Raw genomic sequence first — 18,093 nt, forward strand, 5'->3', positions numbered from 1 at the left:
TCGGCGTCGAGCACGTCGCGCGTGGTCCCGAGGCTGACGAAGGCGACGGACCCGGTGGCATTCCACCGGGTCCGTCGCCTGTTGCCTCAGCCGCGGCGGGCCGAGGCGCGCCGGCGAGCGCCGACCAGGGCCGCGCGGCACCGGCGGCGAGCACGACGCCACCGCCGACCGCCGACCGCCGACCGCCGACCGCCGACCGCCGTCCAGAGGGTGGCGGGGCCGGAGCCGGTGGCCGCGAGCTGCCCGCCGTCCCGGTCACCGTTCGCGGACGGTGCGTTGGCCGAAGGCGTGGCCGAGGGGGTGGCCGAGGGCACCGCGGTCGTCGCGTCGATCGTCCGCTCATGACCGAAGACCGCGCTGCGGGTGCCTCACAAGCGGCGCGAGATCAGGTCCGAGCCGGTGGGACGGCCGTTGCGAAACGGGCCCGATCCTGTTTTGATCCAGGGGATTTACCAATACGTGGGGGATGCCGTGGAGTTCATGATCTTAGGCGCGGGACCCGACGACGAAGCGGAGCTGCTGTCTCTGCACCGCTGGCTCAAGCAGGACCCGGAGCTCGTCGGGGCGGTCACGATCCGGCTGGTCGAGGGCGAGCCCTCGCCGGAACTGATGGGCGGCGCCCTCGACGCGCTGAACGTGATCATCAACGACGCGGCGGCGATCGCCGGGTTGGCCGTGTCCTTCACCACCTGGCAGGCGTCCCGGTCGAGTCGGCGGGCGCGGACGATCCGGCAGGACGGGCAGGACCGGGTCCTCGCAGCGGGCGCGACCCCCGAGGAGGTCCGCGCGGCCCTGGAGCCGGGTCTCGCGGAAGCGCCGCTGGTGTCCACCGGTGAGCTGCATGACGGTGCGGAGGAGCCGAGTTGAGCTCTCGGCTGCCTTCCGGGCAGCACTCACAGGTAGTCCTCGTCGGCGGATCGCAGTACGAGTACCACCCCGACATCGAGTCCGTGGACCGGAATCTGGACGGTCTGCGCCGGGTTCTCACCGACCCCGCCTACTGGGGCCTGCCGCCGGAGAACTGCCACGTCATCCGGAACCCGGAGAACCCGGACGAGGTGATGACGGTCCTGGAGACCGCTGCAGAACGTGCGACGGACGCCCTGATCTTCTATTTCGCCGGGCACGGTTTCTCCGACGAGGGCGGCCTGTATCTCGCGCTGAAGAACACCCGCCAGCCGCGGTCGGCCGTGCGCTACAACTCGATCCACTACGAGTGGGTGCGCACGGCGATGCTGCAGGGGGACTCGCCGGCCACCCGCCGGGTCATCATCCTCGACTGCTGCTACAGCGGCCGCGCCGCCAACGAGCAGATGGGGGTGGTGATGGGACCCGAGTCGACCGGCGTGCACGGGGCCGTGGTCTGGGCGGCCACCACCCCCACCCGGCTCGCGGTCGCCCCGTTGGACGGGGAGTACACGGCCTTCACCGGGGAGTTGATGCACACCCTCGACTCGGGCATCGAAGGTGCGTCGGAACTCCTCGACATGGACACGATCTTCAAGCGGGTCAGCCGCAACCTCGTGGTCAAGGGCTTTCCGCAGCCCGACCAGCACAACCGCGCACTCGGCGGCCAGCTGGCCCTGGTGCGCAATCGCGCGCTGTCCGGGGCGGCAAGCGCGCCGATCCCGGAGCAGACCGTCCCGGGCGGCCGGGGGCAGCCCTTCGCGCCGTTCGCGAGCAGTGCGTCCTGGGAGCCCTTCACCTGGGGCACGATGCACACCGATCTGCTGGTCGTCGAGGGCGACGGCGAGAGTGCCATTCCGGAAGACTCCGTCCACGTACGGACGATGGACGAGGACGTCGAACTCCCGGAGGAGATGGCCCGGTGGCGGGCGGAGATCGAGGCCGAGCAGGAGTCGCTGCGCCTTGCCGGGAAGCCGTACTTCTGGAACGGGCTCAATTTCGCGGTGGACCAGGTCACGATCGGGCGGGTCGCGGAGACGGAGGCCCCGGAGATCTATCTCCGGCTGCAGAATTCCGACTACTTCACCTTCCTGGCCACGCAGCAGCTCGACCGGCAGTTCGCGGACGGAACGACTCCCAGGAGCCGGTACCTCGACCCGTACGACCCGATGGACGTGCCCGCCTTCATGGGCTCCTCCTTCGGCACGAACGTCGCCGTGATCACGCGCGACGAGAAGCTGATCGTCTCGCGGCGCAGCCAGACGGTGGGTTCGCATCCCGGCACCTGGAACTCCTCGGCCAACGAGGCGCTGTCACGGGTCGTGGACAACGCGGCCCGGCGGGCTCCGAACATCTTCGACGTGGCGCGTCGCGGACTCAGCGAGGAGCTGGCACTCAGTGCGGACGAGTACCGGCTCAGCATGCTGGCGCTGACCATCGACAAGGGCACGCACCAGTGGGGAGCGCTGTTCCTCGCGCGGTTGCGCGGGGTGACCTCCCACGAGTTCATCGCCCGCCGGTCCCGCGGCGTGTCCGACAAATGGGAGCACGACCGGCACGAACTGGTCGACTTCGAGATCGAACCGGTGACCCGTTTCATCTTCCACCCGGACCGTGCCGACCTGTGGTCGCCCACGGCGCCGGGCCTCTTCTACCTGGCCCTGGTGAGCAAGTACGGCAGGGTCGCCGTCGAGCGCGAGAGCGCGCGCGTCCTGGCACGGCTCCAGCACGGCTGAGGCGCGGGCGCGGGCGCGGCCGCGGGCGCGGGCGCTGGCGCGAGGAAGCGCCTGCGCAGGCGCCCGCACGATGACGCCGCTGATCGGACGCGAGTGGACCCACTCGGGTGACGGCCCCCGGCTGCCGCAGCCACTTCCGGTCCCTGCCTCCGAACGGTCGAGCAGGTCGCGCTTGGCCGTCAGGTTGTCGCGGATGCCGGTGTAGTACGTGTCGCGGAGGGCGAGGGCCTGGGCCTGGGCGATGGCGTGCTTGGAAGGGGCCGAGGCGACGCAGGTCAGGAACTGCTTCGCCGTGCGGACGGCCGCGACGAGGTCGGGGGAGCCGGTTACCCAGGCCACGCCTCGGTCACACGCTCATCCGGTCGCAGCGGGCAGATCGCCGGGAAGAGGGCGGAAGCAAACGTGTCGGCCCGCATCGGTGCCGCGGCCGGTCGGTCGGAGCCGTCACCCGCGCCGCGCCGTTTCACCCGCCCGCGACCTGACCGCCCGCCGAGTCCGCGGATGACGCGAATGGTGTCGGTCACCGGCAGTCCCAATTCGTGAACGCAACCGACCGGCCGGCTGCCGTGTTCTCCGCCTTCGCGCGGTGCCTGTGGCATGGACAGACGTGTCGGTTGCCCGTTCCCGCCGACGCCGGCCCCGGCACCTGGCCCGCGATCATCGACGCGGGAGTGTGGGCCGAGGCCAGGGGCACGGCGTGAGTTCCGATCGGCAGCCCACAAGGAGGCACTCAGCAAGCCCCGGCACCGGTACTACCTCCTACGCGGCCTGGTCCTGTGCGGGCGCTGCGGCACCCTGATGTCGGGTACGGCCAAGAGCGCAGGTCCTGCGTACCAGTGCAATCGCCGGGGACGGAACGACGAGAAGAAGTGCTCCCGGGCGATAGTGGCGCCGACGCTTGAGGACTTCGTCAGCGAGGCGGCCGTCAAGCTGCTCAGCGAGCTCCGGGTGGACGGTCGGCTCGCCAGCAGCAACCTCTCCGAGGGCGTGGCCGAAGAGGTGGAGGACTCCTCGACGGCCTTACGGGCGCGGGCGCACGGGCCGCCTGGGAGGCCGAGGAAATGACGGACGAGCGTCGCAATGCCGTGCTGCGTTTCCTGTTCTCGGGCGTCGTCATCGACGAACCGAAGAAGCTCGGTCGGTACATGGACTGGGACCGGATCAGCATCGACCAGAACCCGCTGTAGTGCCCACACGATTCGACTCGGGCAGGTTCAGCAGTCCTCAAGAGTCTCCCTCGGCGAGCGCCTGCTGCGAGACGAGTTCGGATCGGGTCAGCTCCAAGAGTCGGCCCATCCAGTTCCGTCCGCGACTGTCCGGGGCATCCCTCCAGAAGGGAGAGTCCGACAACCCGGTATAGCTGATGGTGGCGTCGCCCGTGGAGACGAGGATCTCGGCAAGTTCGATGTGCTGGGCGAACTTCGCGCGCAGCAGGCCGGTCATGACGGCGAGCCGCACGCTGGGCCAGTCCGTCCGTCGGCTTGCGCGTCCCCCCAGGTCATGTGCCTCCCGGGCGGTGGGGGCGTCCCCTATCTGCGCACGATCAGAAGCATCGGCCGCGGACAGTGCCCAGTAGCCGTGGAGCACGGAGGGGTAGGTTTCACCCGCGAACTGCACGGGCGCCGGAAAATCGTTGCGCAGGACGAACAGCCCCAGTTCTTCGGGCCAGCCTCGCGGGAATACGGTCTCGTGCAAGGTGACGGCCGGGCCGGTGCCCTCGTCGGGGTCGTCCGCATATTGCACAGCGCGCCGCTCCTGTGCCTGTGCAACTCCATCGTCCCCACGATGGAAATAGTCCAGGGCTGACTGGTGCATTTCCTCCGTCGCCACAGGACCGTCCCCGTCGACGCGTTGGCCGAGGTCGGTGAGCAGGATCCGCAGGGGACGATCCTGGCGGTCCATGTCGCCCAGAACGTAGATGCGCAGGTGCGGCGGCACTGCCAGATAGGCGTCCCGCAACAGGGCGCGATGGTGTTCCGTCGGACCCTGCTGGTAGCGCCGGATAGCCTCCCAGCAGCGTTCCCCTGCGGTTGACCGGCCGCTCAGCTCTTCGATCCGGTCGGCGACCTCCGCGAGGAACCCCTCAGGAGTCAGCGGTTCGCCGTGTCGTGAAAGCCACTTCGACGGTTCGGCAGCGAGCGTGGGAACCCCGGGCTTGGTCGGCGTGAGCGTTCCTGATGCCAGCAGCCTCTGCAGGCCGGCCACGTCGGTTCGATCCCCGCACATGATCGCGCCGTCGGCGAAGACGATCAGGTCGTTCACGAACCACTGTGCTTCGAGGCGCTGCCGCTGCCATACGTGGCACCAGGCCCCGTGGATCCGCTCCCCGTCCACCATCCGATACGTCGGTCCCCGCCATGTCATGGGCGCACGCTACCGCCTGTCCATCGGTTCCAGACGTGTACGCCCATCAACCGCTACGAGGCGGCTATTCGCCTCCGCCTGGCGTGGACCGACCTCAGCGTCGAGGGATCGAGATGGCGGCTACGGACGGGCTTGCAGGGCCTCGGTCCATGCTTGTGGACTGCGGAAGTGGTTCGTGTGGCCGGCGGAGAGGACAGCGCGCAGCTCTCCCAGATACTCGGTGTCGGCCGGGAGATCCAATTGCCTGGCTTCGTTCACTTCAAGCAGCAGCGTTTGTCTGCCGCATCGGGCAGCAGTTGGAGATCGTGAGGGTCGTTGTTGTTCACGAGAGATGACGGCAGTTGGACGAGGCGGCAGCATGTCGGCGTGGCACCACTGAGATCATCGGTGACATGAAAGTACTTGTGATCGGGGCGACCGGAACGGTCGGCACTGCTGTCGCCAGCGCGTTAGAGGCTTCTCATCAGGTCGTGAAGGCTTCGCGGAGCGGCCCGGTGAAGGTGAATCTGGAAGTTCCTTCCTCCCTGGACGCGCTCTTCGAGGAGCTGCCAGACCTCGACGCGGTGGTGTGCTGTGCTGCCAGCGGCCCGCTGGTGGACTTGGTGATCGCGTCAGATGACGAGATCGCGGCCGGAGCGCGGGGCAAGCTCCTGGGGCAGGTTGCCCTGGCCCGGCGTGCCGTGCGTCATCTGCGGGACGGTGGCTCTGTCACCCTGACTGGGGGCACCTTCGCCGCGCCGCTGACTGGTGGGTCGCTGGGGGCGCTCATCAACACTGGCCTGGAGGGTTTCGTCCGCAACGCGGCTGGTGAGCTGCCGCGGAATCTGCGGATCAATCTCATCAGCCCTGGGTGGATCAAGGAGACCCTGGAAAACATGGGCATGGACTCGGCCGATGGTACTCCCGTCTCCGAGGTAGCCCGTGTGTATGTGGAGGCTGTGGAAGGCACCGCGCAGGGCCAGACCATGCGTCCGTGACCGCCCGGCGGGGATGGCACGCCGCCGTGCGGGCGGCGGGCCGCCAAGGCGGGTCTTGTAGGTGTCAGCTGGCCTTGGCGGGTTCCCCGCCCCTGCCCAGGAGAGCGCGACCTCGTTGGCGCCCAGGAGCTGACCAGTGTTCTCGCTATCGGCCCGCTCGCCGCTATCAACCTGCGTGACGCCGTCCTCCGCGAGCCAACGGTGAGCGGCATCCACGGCGGGAGTGTCCATCCGGACAGAATGAAGAATTCTGGGTGAATGGTCGGGCAGCGGTGCTCGACGCGCCTCGAATTCTCGGGCGTACCCGAAGAGATCAGTCAGACCGTGAGGTGGTCAGCAGGCTCTGCTGCGGCAGGGAACCCCAGCCTGTCCAGCAGCGCCGTGAACGACTCCTCCACGAAGACCTCGTGGGAGCGCAGAACGGCCTCGATCGAGGCCGGGTCGGCCTTACCGGGGAAGCCCGCGTTGGCCGCCCAGGCCAGAGCAGCCCGCGCATCGGCCGGTACCGTCGCGTCCAGTTCGGCCAGCTTGCGTCGGGTGGCTGCCGCGTAGGCGGGTGTGGTCACCCATACGCTCATGTCACCCATGCCCGCAGGCTCTTCCGCCCAGAGGTCTCCCGCCTCGCTGGCCGCCAGCAACTCCAAGTGCAGGTAGGCATCCCACTGCCGGCCGTCGGTCCCCAGCCCTGTGACCAGCGCAGTGTCGCTGTCGTAGACGGAGGCGCAACAGGCCGCGGCCCCGGTCCACTGGACCAGCGCGGCAAGGCTGGCTTCCTCCCATAGCCCGTAGTCGAGTTGTAGTGTCTGCCAGCCGCCCGGTCGAGGCCACCATGCATGAATGCCGTCCCGAACCTCCTCACGGAGGCCGCTGAAAACCGGCGCTTCCACCAGCGGGCACTCACTGCGGCCAAAGATCAAATCCCCGGAGAATCCCACCCTGCTCCCTCCACGATGCGTCGCCCGCACGATAGGGGAGGCGACCGACAACAGGTCGAATCCCGCTCGTCCGCGAGCGCGCCTGGACCCTGGAGTTGCACGAACTCCCCGCAAACTTGGTGCCCAAGGGCCAGGAGGCCATGGAACGCTGTGCCTATGAGCCAGTCGACCCCCTACGACGACGAACGCCTGAAGTACTCCCGCCAGGGACTCGCCCGGCTCGTGCTCTCCGACCAAGCCCAGGGCGTGGCTACCAGCGCCGCTGGTCTCGTAGGCACGCGCCAAGACGCCGATACTGGCCTCGGAGGGCGACTCAGCCAGGCCCGGCAGCTTGTTGAATTGGCGGAACGAACCGTCGCGGCGGCGGTCATCTACGAACTCGAAAGAGGAAGTTCCTGGGAACAGATTGCCGCGTACCTTGGGACCAGCGCCGACGAAGCCTGCGAGCGTTTTACCCCCGTACTTCGGCAGTGGAGCACGGCTTTCCGGGAGCCGTACCGGCTGGACGAGACAGGCCGCAAGCGCGTCCCGCAGTTGCCCACTGCGGCATACGACCCCGCCTTCGCCTGTCACCAGCTCGACACGTGGGCTTTCATCCACCACGTCGGAATCAACGATCACCAGGCCGTCAGTGCCGGCCTCGACATGCGCGGCGCCTCGGACGAGCCTGACCCGGCAACCGAGGAGAGCTGACCCATGGCCCTCACGGGGCTTGACCCTGAACGAGTCGCACGGGAACAGCACCAGGCGCTGGTGGATGAGCTGACGCGTGCCATCAGCGAGATCGAGCCTTCAACCTGAACGTGTCCGGAGGTGATGGCCGACGGACGCTCAACGACATCCGACAGGTTCCGGGAGCCCGGTCGCCCCGGGCGATCACGTCGGATGCAGTACAGCCGTGGCGATCTCGCGCACGCGGGCATGCGTGATGCCGTTGCGCTGCTCGACGGCGAGGGGGTGGTCGGTGGGCTCCAGTTCGATGAACGGGCGGCTGCCGACCGGTCGCGTGTGGGCGTTGGTCTTCAAGTCGGTGGTGCTCTCGGAGTAGAGCGCGAGCTCGGTGCTGAGCCAGCCGAAGTAGGGCTTCTCGGTCTCGCGGCCCTCGGTGTTCCAGACCTCGAGGGCGCGGGCGAAGTTGTCCTTGCTCAGGGAGACCCACACGCCCCATGAGAAGACGTCCTCGCTGCCGATCACGGGTATCTCGATCAGGCCCCTGATGAAGAAGTGCTGGCCCCTGATCACGCACTGGTCGGACGACAGCATGCTGTCCGGGTCATTCTCGAAGCGGGGCTCCCAGACGTCGGGAGCCATGGTCGAGTAGCCCATGGGGGGCTCTGCATGGTGGTCGCCGCAGCGTGAGCATGTGAAGCCGAGATCGTCAGACATGGCGGGAGCCTAGCGACCGCCCGGCTCCGGTGGCCGCCGTATGGCGCCGGCGCCGTCCGGGCTCAGCTGTCGGTGGCCACTGCGAGGATTCCCGGAATGCTACGCGAGGAGATGACGCGGGCACCTGGGACAGAGGCCCCTTCGACAACGACACCGCCGCCGACTTCGCCGGCGACCTGGACGAGGCAGCCCTGGAAGAGCGAGGGCCTATGGTCCGCAGAGTCCTCAAACGCGCCGCCGATGCCACGGTGACGTGCACTTGAACCTGCCGGGACGCCGAGGCAGGCTGCAGGAGGAGCGCTCTCGCGGAGTTGGCCGGGCTGGGGCAACGGCCGGCTTTATACGCAGGTGAACGGCATAGTGCAAGGCCCGCCCGCTCGCCAACGAACGTGGGAAGCGAGCACCCTGGCACGCCGCAGTGCCTGTTCAGCAACCGGGTGGGCGACTCTCTGCCGGCCCCAGGCCAGCCTGTCTTTACAGCTGCGAGCTGCTATCCGTGGAGGCGGGCTGCTGCTTCCTTGAGGATGTCTTGTTTCTTGCAGAAGGCGAAGCGGACCTGGGTGCGGCCGGCGTCGGGGTCGTCGTAGAAGACGGAGTTGGGGACGGCGACCACTCCGCAGCGTTCGGGGAGTGAGCGGCAGAAGGCGAGGGCGTCCTTCTCGCCGAGGGCTGCGATGTCCGTCGTGATGAAGTACGTGCCCTGGGGGCGGTAGACCTCGAAGCCGGCCGCGGTGAGGCCGTCGGCCAGGAGGTCGCGCTTCGTCTGGAGGTCGTCGCGGAAGGCGGTGAAGTAGGCGTCCGGGAGGCTGAGGGCTTCCGCGATGGCGTACTGGAACGGGCCCGAGGCAACATAGGTGAGGAACTGCTTCGTGGTGCGCACGGCCGCGAGGAGGGGAGCGGAGGCGGTAACCCAGCCAACCTTCCAACCCGTGAACGAGAAGGTCTTGCCCGCTGAGGAGATGGAGACCGTGCGGTCGCGCATGCCGGGCAGCGAGATCAGCGGGATGTGTTCGCCGCCGTCGAAGACCAGGTGTTCGTAGACCTCGTCGGTGACGACGATGAGGTCGCGCTCCACAGCCAGCTCGGCAATCGCGGTCATCTCGTCGCGGGTGAGCACCATGCCGGTCGGGTTGTGCGGGCTGTTCAGGAGAAGCAGGCGGGTGCGGGGGGTGATGGCGTCGCGAAGGGCGTCGAGGTCGGGGCGGAAGTCGGGGGCGCGCAGGGTCAGCGGGACGCGTACACCGCCGGCCATCGCGATGCTCGCCGCGTAGGAGTCGTAGAAGGGCTCGAACGCGATGACCTCATCGCCCGGTTCGAGCAGCGCGAGCATCGCCGCCGCGATCGCCTCGGTGGCGCCCGCGGTGACCAGCACCTCGGTGTCGGGGTCGAAGTTCAAGCCGTAAAAGCGCCGCTGGTGGTCGACGATCGCCGTGCGCAGTTCCGGAACGCCCATCCCCGGCGGGTACTGGTTGCCGCGGCCGCCCCGCAGCGCACGCACGGCGGCCTCCCGGATCGCCTCCGGCCCGTCCGTGTCCGGGAAGCCCTGGCCGAGGTTGATCGCGCCCGTCGTCAGCGCAAGCGCGGACATCTCCGCGAAGATCGTCGTCCCGAGCCCGTCCAGCCTGCGGTTCAGCAGCGGCCTGCCGCTCATCTCTCCACCGTCCTCAACCCGGATGCCGATCCCCTGGGGTCCATCCTGGCTGATGCGCGGCAGCTGGCCTACGCGGCAAGCACCCAATAGGCAGGTGAAAACGCTTGACCCAGGCCACTCCGCGTTCACACGCTCATTCGTATGTCGATGACGGGCCCGTCAGGGGCAGTCGGTGCGGGCGGGGGCACCGGCCGAGGCCGGTCCCCCTCCTCGCACCGGATCGCTCTGTCAGCGGCTGGGCGACGACCTCAGAGCTCGGAGCAGGGTTTCTGCGCTCGATCCGATGGGATCCCGTCAGCTCTCGTAGTGGTAGCGGCACTGTGCGATCAGGACGCTGTCCTCGGTCGCCTTGTAGATCAGTCGGTGCTCGTCGTTGATGCGGCGCGACCAATAGCCCTGGAATCCGTGCTTGAGGGGTTCCGGCTTGCCGATCCCGTCATTGCCGTTCCTGGCGATGTCGGCGATGAGCGTGTTGATGCGCTTCAGGGTTTTTCGGTCCTGAAGCTGCCACCACAGGTAGTCCTCCCATGCACGGGAGGAGAAGGTGATCTTCATCGGTCGGCTCTTATTCGTCGGTCGCCAGCTTGCGTACGGTGCCGCCGCCGGTTTCCAGCTCGTCGATCGAGGCGAGCAGGCGCCGGGCGTTCGCCGGACTCCGCAGCAGGTAGGCCGTCTCTTTCAGGGACTCGTAGTCCTCAAGGGAGACGATGACGACCGGGTCGTGTCCGGCCCGGGTGATGACGACCTCTTCGCGGTCGTCGGTGACGGAATCGAGCACCTCGGCGTACCGCGCGCGCGACTCGGAATAGGACATGGTTTTCACAGCCGACCTCCTTCCTGTACAAGAAATTGTACGTGAAGTCCCCGGTAAGCGCCATGGCACGGCAGCCGACCCGGCCCGTAGAGCTGCCGTCGGATCTGCTGACCGCGTCGGCAATCGCCGGAGTTGGCGCCGCCCTCCGAGTCCTCCGCGGCCCGGGGAAGGGGAATCCCGAGCGAAACGCGATCCGGAAGGGGAGCAGGCGCACCCGCCGGGCGGCCCTTACGCGATCGTGTGACGTGGGAGCCCGTGCCCAGACGCGGTTCGCCGTGGCCGCGAGGTGGATGCCCTGCCGGATGATCCCGGCCTCGCCGATCCGGGCGCCGGACGGCAGCCTCCTTGATTGTCGCGCACATGCTCATCACCGTTTGCAGGCCCGTCTGGCGACATCGGGAAGGGAGTGAGCCCCCGGCCATGTGTGTCACGGCCGAAGCCGTTCGGGGGGCGCGGCAGGAGTTTTCACGTGCGTCCGGCGAATCGCCGTCCGCTCCGCGCAGCCAGCAGATTCTGCTTCGCTGTGCGCGTGTAGGGGTGTTCGGGTCCCAGAACCCGGTCGTAGTCCCTGACCACCGACTCCAGTAGGCGCGTCGCCCTTGCGCGGCTTCCCGCTTTCAGGCAGACACAGCCCAGGTTGCGGCGCGCATTGAGGGTGCACGGGTGGTCGGGGCCGATGACCCGGGCCCTGTCGGCGATGGTCTGGGCGAGGAGCGACCGCGAAGCACTGTAACGGCCTGCCGAAGCGTAGGCGCGTGCGAGGAAGACCTGCACCCGCAGGGTGTCAGGATGGCTCAGTCCCAATCGCTCCCGGGATGCCGAGAGGAGCGTGGTGAGGAGGTCGAGCGCCTCCGCGTGGCGGCCGACGCCCTGCAGGGCCAGCGAGCGGAAAGGCTGCCACCAGAAGTAGATGTCGTGGTCCGTCCCCAGCAGGCTCCGGTATCCGGCGAGGTTGTCGTTGTGAAGAGCCAGGGATTCCGCGTATCTCCCCACTCGCTCGTACATGCGGGCGAGTTCGCCGAAGGCGTTGAGTGTGGACAGGTGTTCCGGCCCTTCGACCCGCAGATTGTCCGCCGCGGTCTTCTCGAAGAGTGCAAGGGCTTCACTATGACGGCCCTGTGCCCGGTAACAGCTGGCCAGGTTGATCTGGGTCCGGAGAGTGACTGGCGAGTCAGGCCCCAGGACACGCAGACAGTCGTCCAGATTCACCGTATGAGTACCTACGGCGTCGTCCAGGCGTCCAGCCGCCTCAAGGTGATAACCGAGCGTATTGGTCATCTCCAGCGTCTCGTCAGCTTCTGGTCCCGCCGACCGCCGGCACACGTCCAGGTTGTCCTCTATCAAGGGGACCGACATCTGCGGGTAGGACGCGGTGATGTACACCGAGCTGAGCGTGCCGCGTGCTGAGACGACGGCGGTGTCGTCTGCATCCAGCAGCCGCAGGTGATCGTCGAGGACTTCCTCGCCCAATGCCCTGGCGCTGGCCAGTTCACCGGCCGCGCCTAACTGGCGGACCGCGTGTCTGCGCAGATCGAGCAGGCCGGCGAGGACTGCGTTTCCCAGCGGCTGTGCCCAGACCCAGAGGCTGTTGACGTGCGGGGCCAGTTCGCGCCGGGCCGGCTCGCCAGGATCTTCGCAGAGGCCACGTAGAACGCCGGCTGCCTGTGCTACGGCTTCGGCGAGGCGCCCTTCTCCAGCCAGCCTGTCCCTCAGCACCCGCTGGACCAGCCGGTGCATCAGTACTGTTGCCCCGTCCGCCGCGAAGAACGCGAGTGACGCGTCGGTCAGGCTACCGAGCGTGCGGTCCATACCGGCGGTGTCGCCGGGGGCGACACTGTGCAGGACGCCGCGCCCTACGCCCGTGGGTGCCAGCAGCGCCATGAGGTCGACGATGGCGCGCGCGTGGCCCGCCTCTGTTGAACGCTCGACATCGCCGACTGCGAGCAGCAGCGCTGTCGCAGCGCCCTGCGGGTAGTGCCCCCCAGGTACGCGGGGAAGCGCGTCGGAGGCGGGATTGCGGACGAACCGCTCCTCGTAATCGGCGAACGTCAGGCCCTGAGCACGGATCACGAAGGCTGCCTGGGCCAAGGCGAGGGGTAGCAGGTCCAGTATCCGTGCCACCTGGGCAGCGCCCTGGCTGTCGTCGCGTCCCGACCGTTCCATGAGGAAGTCCACCGCTTCCCGCTCGGTGAAAACATCGAGTTCGACAGGCGTGCCGAGGAGGGAGAAGGAGCGCAGGGTACTGGTCACGATCACCGTGGTCCGCCCGGTACGGGGGAGCCAGCGGGCCGTCTCGTCAGGATCGGCCGCATTGTCGAAGACCAGCAGCGAAGGCTCGTGCAACGCCTCCAACCAGCGCCGGGCGGCGGCAGCAGCGAGTTCCGCGTTCTGCAGCGGTGCCCGTACGCCGGCCTCGTGGGCGAGATCGGCGAGCCCGGAAACGATCTGTCCCGGCCGTTCGGCCACGATCCACACCACGGCCCGCCACTGTGCCTTGACGCATTCGCGGGCGAATGCGGCGGCCAGTTGGGTCTTCCCCACACCTCGGGCGCCCGTGACGGCACACACGACGGCGACCCGACCGGGACTCGCCGCCTCCCGCAGAGCGCGTGAGGCGGCGTGCCGTTGCTGGAAAGCAAGGGGACGACGCGGTAGGGCACCTAGGACGAGCGAGGACGTCGCTCCTGTAGAAGGGGACCCCGGGGCCATCGCAGGCTGCTCCCGGCTTGCGTACCAACCACCCACTGTGAGTACGGTCGCACCGGCCGTCGGTGCGCATGCCAGCACGACCGCCTCGTTCAGCCCCGCCCAGTCGAGCACAGGCCAGAAAATTGCGAACGCGGCGACCGAGCCGGCAACAGCGAGTGTCCAGCGAGTGCCGTGCGACATGCCTGCCCTCCCCGAAGCGCGGCCGGCCGGTTGCTAGGCGGACGGCCTCCCCGAAAATGGTGCCGCAGCCTGCCGCATGCCGCAGGGGAAAGGGAGGAACGCTCGGCGCTCAGCCGTTGAACGCCTCGCGGAGGCGGGTGGCGGCGTCTGCCAGCACCTTTTCCTGTTTGCAGAAGGCGAAGCGGACCTGGGTGCGGCCCGCGGTGGGGTGGTCGTAGAAGACGGAGTTGGGGACGGCGACGACGCCGGCTCGTTCGGGCAGCGAGCGGCAGAAGGTCAACGCGTCGGTGTCCGGGACGAGCTCGGCGATGTCGGTGGTGATGAAGTACGTGCCCTGCGGCTCGTACACGGCGAAGCCGGCGTCGCGCAGGCCGGCGTCGAGCAGGTCGCGCTTGGTCAGAAGGTCGTCGCGGATGCCGGTGTAGTACGTGTCGGGCAGGGCCAGGGCCTCCGCGATGGCGTACTGGAAGGGGCCTGAGGCGACGTAGGTCAGGAACTGCTTCGCCGTGCGGACGGCCGCGACGAGTTCGGGGGAGCCCGTCACCCAGCCGACCTTCCAGCCGGTGAAGGAGAAGGTCTTGCCCGCCGAGGAGATGGAGACCGTGCGGTCGCCCATGCCGGGGAGGGAGATCAGCGGGGTGTGCGTGCCGTCGAAGACCAGGTGCTCGTAGACCTCGTCGGTCACGACGAGGAGGTCGCGCTCGACGGCGAGTTCGGCGATCGCGGTCTCCCGGGCGGAGTTCCTCGCGCTGACCGGGAACGGCGCCGCGGGCTGAGCGTCCCGCGCCCTCGGGCGAGCCGTCTTGCGCGCCCACCGCGAGCACCGCGGTGAGCGCCGCTCGTGTGTGCCGGCAGGGGTGTGCGGGAGCAGTGGGACGGATGCGGGTGAACACGTGAACTCGTCGGCGCTCCAAGGGATGGAAAGTGCACACAGATGGGTAAAAACCCTGAAGCCGACCCGTGATTCATGATTCCGTAGGTCTCGGACCCATTTCGAGCCGGGACCGTTCGGGTCCAGCGGACCCCACGTGGGCACGAGCCGACGCGCGCCCTGTCAATTGGGCGCGTGGAGCGGCCCATCACATCCACTGCGTGCTCGATCCACTGCGTGCTTGCGGAGCCGACCCATGCTCACCACCCTGCAAACCTCGTACACCGACACCCGCGCGGGAGATCTCGCCTGGTGCCTCGGCAAAGACGCGCTTCCCGCGCTCGCCGTGCTCAACGTCGAAGTCGGCGACGGCCGCGGGCTGCGGGCCAAGGTCGAATTACGCCTGCTGGGCGCCTCGCACCAGGTCCTGGTCGACGCCGGGCGCGGCGAGTGCTCGGAGACGGTCGCGTGCATGCCGGGCAGCCGGGCGCCGCTGCCGTTCGGGGTGGCACGCCGGGTGGGCGTGTGGGACTACGAATTCGCGGCCCGCATCGAGACGCTGTCGCAGGGCTCCTTCGCTGGCCGGGCGCAGGAGTTGCTCGCGCTGGTCGCCGACCACCCGCACGGCCTGGCCGGGACCTTCCCCGGCGACCCGCACGCCTTCACCGCGATGCTGGTGCAGTACGCGGAGGGGGGCGTGCGCTGGCGCACCTGGCACGCGTATCCGCAGGAGGGGCGGCTGGTCACCACCAGGACCCGGGTGAACGCGCTGGACTGACCCGATACCGCCCCGGTCCGCCGCCCGGAGCCGCCGATTGCACCCCTGTGGGTGACCGGTGGCACCTCGACCCTGACATAGCGTGCACTCATGATCGACCAGCGCCATCGCAACGAGGCCCCGCGACTCGGCCTGCGGTTACCGGTGCCCGCGGCCGCGGCCCGCGCGCTGGTGCTCGCCGCCGTCTTCGTCTGCGCCGCCTGCGGGCTCGTCTACGAGCTGGAACTCGTCGCCCTGGCCTCGTATCTGGTCGGCGACTCGGTCACCCAGGCCTCGGTGATCCTGTCGGTGATGGTCTTCGCGATGGGCTTCGGCTCGCTGCTGGCAAAACGGTTACGCGGCCGGGCCGCCGCCGCCTTCGCCGCCGTCGAGACCGGACTCGCCCTGGTCGGCGGCCTGTCGGTGATGGTGCTCTACGGCTTCTTCGCCTGGTTCGGGCAGGCCACGCCCGCGATGGTCGGCTGCGCCTTCGCGATCGGGGTGCTGACCGGGGCGGAGGTGCCGCTGCTGATGACGCTGGTGCAGCGGATCAGGCAGCAGGACGCGGGCGGCGCGGTCGCCGACCTCTTCGCCGCCGACTACGTGGGCGCGCTCGTCGGCGGGCTCGCCTTCCCCTTCCTGCTGCTGCCGCACTTCGGGCAGCTGACCGGCGCGCTGGCCACCGGCGTGGTCAACGCGGCGGCCGGCGGCGCGACCGTGCTGTGGCTCTTCCGCGGCGACCTCAGCCGGCGCGCCCGCGGCCTGCTGCTGGTCGCCAACGTCCTGGTGCTCGCTGTGCTCGCCGGTGCCGCGGTCGCGGCAGGACCCTTCGAGCGGGCGGCCCGGCGGGCGGTCTACGGCAGCGACGTGCGGGTCGCGGAGCAGAGCTCGGTCCAGGAGATCGTGCTGACCGGCGGCGGCAGCGGCGGCCGCCCGCTGCGGCTCTACCTCGACGGCCGGCTGCGGGTCGCGGGCACCGCGACGGCCCGCTACGCCCAGGCACTCGTCCACCCCGCGATGAACGGCCCGCACACCCGGGTCCTGCTGCTCGGCGGCGGTGACGGCCTGGCCCTGCGCGAGGTACTGCGGTACGGGGACGTCGCCGAGGTCAGCGCGGTCCAGCCGGACGGCGAGCTGCTGCGGCTGGCCCGCACCGACCCGGGCCTGACCGCCCTCAACGGCCTCGCCTACGCCGACCCCCGGGTGCGAGCGGTCACCGCGGACCCCTTCGACTGGTTGCGCCGCCTGCACCACGGTGACGCCGGCGGGACCTACGACGTGATCGTCGCCGACCTGGCGGACCCGGGGGTCTCCCGCAGCGCCAAGCTGTACTCGCAGGAGTTCTACGGCCTCGCCGCCCGCGCCCTGGCCCCCGGCGGCCGGCTCGCCGTCCGGGCGGGTACGGCGGCGGGCTCGGCCCGCACCTTCTGGACGATCGACGCGACCGTACGGGCGGTGGGGCTGCACACCTCGCCGTACTGGCTGCCGGTGGCCCCAGGCGGTCCCGGGGACGCGCCCGACCAGGCCTACCTGCTGGCCGCCCGGGCCGCCGCTCCGCCGCTCGCCCTGCCCCCGGGTACCCCGCCGACGCTCACCCCGCCGGTGCTGCGGCTGGCCGCCCGGGCGCCGCTGACCACCCGGCCCAGCCGCTCGCTGCCGCCGTCGACGCTGCTGCGGCCGCGGATACCGGCGTCGTAGGCGGCCCGGGAACGCGCGTCGTAAGCGCCTGGGGAGCGGCGGGGCAGGCGGCTCGGGAACGGCGGGACAGGCGGCTCGGGAACGCGCGGGAGCGGCTCGGGAACGGCGGGGCAGGGGCGCCGGGGAAAAAGTGCGGGTCGCGGAAACGTCAAGGGGGCGCGCTGGTGGGTAGGCTCCGCCGCATGGAGCATGAGTCCTTCGTTCCGGGCATGACCACCGTGCGTCTGCTGCAGGCGCTGCGCACGCCGGATGTGGTGCGGGCCAGCCTGCCCGGCTGGCAGCCCGACGCCGGGGAGGCGCCCGACGGCGCCGCCGAGGGGCGGCTGCGGCTGCGGGTCGGCGGTTCCACGATCACCTACCGCGGCACCGTGACGGTCAGCGGCGACGGTCCCGGCTTCACGGTGCGGGCGGCCGGCACGGAGGTGCGCGGCGGCGGGAGCGTCACGGCCACCGCCGAGGTCACCGTGGTGACGGCGGTGCAGCCCGAGGCCGGCGTGACGGTCGTCTGGCGCGGCGAGGCGCAGGCGGAGGGCCGGCTCGCGACGTACGAGCCCGCGGCGGTGGAGGCGGCCGTACGGCGGCTGCTGGACCGTTTCTGTGCCGAGCTGGCGGCGAACGCCCCGGCCGCCGAGGCGCGCGACGCGGACGTACCGCAGGACGAGGCCGACGAAGCGCCGCAGGACGCACCGCAGGACGCGGCAGGACCCGAGGCCGTACCCGCGGAGCCGGACGACGCGGCCGGCGAGCCCGAGCCGGACGTGGTGGACGACCTGGGGGAGCCGGGGCAGCCCGCCGACCTCGACGACTTCGAGCTGGTCGAGGTCGAGGTGGAGGTCCCGGAGAGCGCCGCGGCGCTCGACGACCTCGTACCGCCCGCCGAGGCCGCGCACGCCCGCCGGACGATGATCGGCCGCAGCGCGGAGGAGGTCGACCACGCGCCGCCGCGCGGGCGGTACGCACCCGTGCCCGCGCCGGACAGCTCGTCCGCGGCGGCCACCCTGCGCTGGGCGGCACCGGTGGCCGCGGCGCTGGTCGCCTCCGCGGTCGTCGTGGGCCGCGTGCTGCGGCGCCGCGGCTGAGCTCGGAGCGCCCTGGCAACCGCGTCGGCC

At 69.8% G+C, this 18,093-nt stretch carries 17 protein-coding genes and 1 pseudogene; 10 read left to right on the forward strand and 8 right to left on the reverse strand.

Going from position 1 to position 18,093, the window contains the following annotated elements; all coding sequences use genetic code 11:
* Positions 1–480 precede the first annotated feature (480 nt).
* From NFU81_RS33365 to NFU81_RS40905, 4 genes are all read left to right on the forward strand, one after another.
* Entirely contained in the window at positions 481–867 is a 387-nt protein-coding gene (locus tag NFU81_RS33365) for an effector-associated constant component EACC1 (protein ID WP_251498658.1), read from the forward strand.
* Entirely contained in the window at positions 864–2,642 is a 1,779-nt protein-coding gene (locus NFU81_RS33370; RefSeq protein WP_251498661.1) for a caspase, EACC1-associated type, read from the forward strand. Before NFU81_RS33365 ends, NFU81_RS33370 begins: the two co-directional genes overlap by 4 nt.
* A gap of 798 nt (positions 2,643–3,440) precedes the next feature.
* Entirely contained in the window at positions 3,441–3,707 is a 267-nt protein-coding gene (locus NFU81_RS33380) for a hypothetical protein (protein ID WP_251498664.1), read from the forward strand.
* Positions 3,704–3,829 carry a hypothetical protein gene (locus NFU81_RS40905; protein WP_274036786.1) on the forward strand — a complete coding sequence of 42 codons (126 nt, stop codon included), beginning with the start codon at positions 3,704–3,706 and terminating at the stop codon, positions 3,827–3,829. The genes NFU81_RS33380 and NFU81_RS40905 overlap by 4 nt, the downstream gene beginning before the upstream one ends.
* 37 nt (positions 3,830–3,866) lie before the next feature.
* Here NFU81_RS40905 and NFU81_RS33385 read toward each other — a convergent pair whose 3' ends face one another.
* Positions 3,867–5,006, reverse strand: a complete 1,140-nt coding sequence (locus tag NFU81_RS33385; protein ID WP_422665352.1) for an NADAR family protein — start codon at positions 5,004–5,006, stop codon at positions 3,867–3,869.
* A 392-nt stretch (positions 5,007–5,398) separates the two neighbouring features.
* Between NFU81_RS33385 and NFU81_RS33390 the strand changes: the two genes are divergently transcribed.
* Positions 5,399–5,983 carry a short chain dehydrogenase gene (locus NFU81_RS33390; RefSeq protein WP_251498669.1) on the forward strand — a complete coding sequence of 195 codons (585 nt, stop codon included), beginning with the start codon at positions 5,399–5,401 and terminating at the stop codon, positions 5,981–5,983.
* Positions 5,984–6,300: 317 nt separating this feature from the next.
* Here the strand turns inward: NFU81_RS33390 and NFU81_RS33395 are convergent, their stop codons facing one another.
* Entirely contained in the window at positions 6,301–6,918 is a 618-nt protein-coding gene (locus tag NFU81_RS33395) for a hypothetical protein (protein WP_251498672.1), read from the reverse strand.
* A gap of 156 nt (positions 6,919–7,074) precedes the next feature.
* Between NFU81_RS33395 and NFU81_RS33400 the strand changes: the two genes are divergently transcribed.
* On the forward strand, positions 7,075–7,611 hold the full coding sequence (locus NFU81_RS33400) for a hypothetical protein (RefSeq protein WP_251498675.1): 537 nt from the start codon (positions 7,075–7,077) through the stop codon (positions 7,609–7,611).
* 183 nt (positions 7,612–7,794) lie between these two features.
* On the opposite strand, the gene NFU81_RS33405 is transcribed toward NFU81_RS33400, so the two are convergent.
* On the reverse strand, positions 7,795–8,244 hold the full coding sequence (locus NFU81_RS33405) for a DUF2199 domain-containing protein (protein ID WP_251498779.1): 450 nt from the start codon (positions 8,242–8,244) through the stop codon (positions 7,795–7,797).
* Positions 8,245–8,333: 89 nt separating this feature from the next.
* Between NFU81_RS33405 and NFU81_RS41480 the strand changes: the two genes are divergently transcribed.
* A complete protein-coding gene (locus NFU81_RS41480) occupies positions 8,334–8,567 on the forward strand; it encodes a DUF4259 domain-containing protein (RefSeq protein WP_422665353.1) in 234 nt (77 codons plus the stop codon).
* A gap of 227 nt (positions 8,568–8,794) precedes the next feature.
* Here the strand turns inward: NFU81_RS41480 and NFU81_RS33415 are convergent, their stop codons facing one another.
* The 5 genes and pseudogenes from NFU81_RS33415 to NFU81_RS33435 form a co-directional block, all read right to left on the reverse strand.
* Positions 8,795–9,955 (reverse strand): pyridoxal phosphate-dependent aminotransferase, encoded by a 1,161-nt coding sequence (locus NFU81_RS33415; RefSeq protein WP_251498677.1) that lies wholly within the window; start codon positions 9,953–9,955, stop codon positions 8,795–8,797.
* 294 nt (positions 9,956–10,249) lie between these two features.
* A complete protein-coding gene (locus NFU81_RS33420; RefSeq protein ID WP_251498679.1) occupies positions 10,250–10,510 on the reverse strand; it encodes a Txe/YoeB family addiction module toxin in 261 nt (86 codons plus the stop codon).
* 10 nt (positions 10,511–10,520) lie between these two features.
* The gene (locus NFU81_RS33425) at positions 10,521–10,778 is read right to left on the reverse strand and encodes a type II toxin-antitoxin system Phd/YefM family antitoxin (protein WP_251498682.1); all 258 of its coding nucleotides are present in this window, start codon (positions 10,776–10,778) and stop codon (positions 10,521–10,523) included.
* Between the two features lie 456 nt (positions 10,779–11,234).
* Positions 11,235–13,658 (reverse strand): FxSxx-COOH system tetratricopeptide repeat protein, encoded by a 2,424-nt coding sequence (fxsT, locus tag NFU81_RS33430; protein WP_308208346.1) that lies wholly within the window; start codon positions 13,656–13,658, stop codon positions 11,235–11,237.
* 109 nt (positions 13,659–13,767) lie between these two features.
* Positions 13,768–14,391, reverse strand: a pseudogene (locus NFU81_RS33435) (aminotransferase class I/II-fold pyridoxal phosphate-dependent enzyme); the annotation flags it as partial.
* Between the two features lie 394 nt (positions 14,392–14,785).
* Here NFU81_RS33435 and NFU81_RS33440 point away from each other — a divergent pair.
* From NFU81_RS33440 to NFU81_RS33450, 3 genes are all read left to right on the forward strand, one after another.
* Positions 14,786–15,307 carry a DUF2617 family protein gene (locus tag NFU81_RS33440; RefSeq protein WP_251498685.1) on the forward strand — a complete coding sequence of 174 codons (522 nt, stop codon included), beginning with the start codon at positions 14,786–14,788 and terminating at the stop codon, positions 15,305–15,307.
* Positions 15,308–15,397: 90 nt separating this feature from the next.
* Positions 15,398–16,984, forward strand: a complete 1,587-nt coding sequence (locus tag NFU81_RS33445; protein ID WP_251498687.1) for a polyamine aminopropyltransferase — start codon at positions 15,398–15,400, stop codon at positions 16,982–16,984.
* 209 nt (positions 16,985–17,193) lie between these two features.
* Positions 17,194–18,063: an SRPBCC family protein gene (locus tag NFU81_RS33450; protein WP_251498690.1), complete on the forward strand. Its 870-nt coding sequence runs from the start codon at positions 17,194–17,196 to the stop codon at positions 18,061–18,063.
* Positions 18,064–18,093 lie beyond the last annotated feature (30 nt).

Origin of the sequence: Actinacidiphila cocklensis (genome assembly GCF_907177275.1) — a bacterium.
In the GTDB taxonomy this organism is placed as follows: Bacteria; Actinomycetota; Actinomycetes; order Streptomycetales; family Streptomycetaceae; genus Actinacidiphila; species Actinacidiphila cocklensis.

Excerpts from the sequence above, each read along its gene's own strand:
- NFU81_RS33365 (WP_251498658.1), top strand. The coding sequence starts at position 481 with ATGATCTTAGGCGCGGGACCCGACGACGAAGCGGAGCTGCTGTCTCTG.
- NFU81_RS33380 (WP_251498664.1), top strand. The coding sequence starts at position 3,441 with ATGTCGGGTACGGCCAAGAGCGCAGGTCCTGCGTACCAGTGCAATCGC.
- NFU81_RS40905 (WP_274036786.1), top strand. The coding sequence starts at position 3,704 with ATGACGGACGAGCGTCGCAATGCCGTGCTGCGTTTCCTGTTCTCGGGC.
- NFU81_RS33385 (WP_422665352.1), bottom strand. The coding sequence starts at position 5,006 with ATGACATGGCGGGGACCGACGTATCGGATGGTGGACGGGGAGCGGATC.
- NFU81_RS33390 (WP_251498669.1), top strand. The coding sequence starts at position 5,399 with ATGAAAGTACTTGTGATCGGGGCGACCGGAACGGTCGGCACTGCTGTC.
- NFU81_RS33400 (WP_251498675.1), top strand. The coding sequence starts at position 7,075 with ATGAGCCAGTCGACCCCCTACGACGACGAACGCCTGAAGTACTCCCGC.
- NFU81_RS33405 (WP_251498779.1), bottom strand. The coding sequence starts at position 8,244 with ATGGGCTACTCGACCATGGCTCCCGACGTCTGGGAGCCCCGCTTCGAG.
- NFU81_RS33415 (WP_251498677.1), bottom strand. The coding sequence starts at position 9,955 with ATGAGCGGCAGGCCGCTGCTGAACCGCAGGCTGGACGGGCTCGGGACG.
- NFU81_RS33420 (WP_251498679.1), bottom strand. The coding sequence starts at position 10,510 with ATGAAGATCACCTTCTCCTCCCGTGCATGGGAGGACTACCTGTGGTGG.
- fxsT (WP_308208346.1), bottom strand. The coding sequence starts at position 13,658 with ATGTCGCACGGCACTCGCTGGACACTCGCTGTTGCCGGCTCGGTCGCC.
- NFU81_RS33440 (WP_251498685.1), top strand. The coding sequence starts at position 14,786 with ATGCTCACCACCCTGCAAACCTCGTACACCGACACCCGCGCGGGAGAT.
- NFU81_RS33445 (WP_251498687.1), top strand. The coding sequence starts at position 15,398 with ATGATCGACCAGCGCCATCGCAACGAGGCCCCGCGACTCGGCCTGCGG.
- NFU81_RS33450 (WP_251498690.1), top strand. The coding sequence starts at position 17,194 with ATGACCACCGTGCGTCTGCTGCAGGCGCTGCGCACGCCGGATGTGGTG.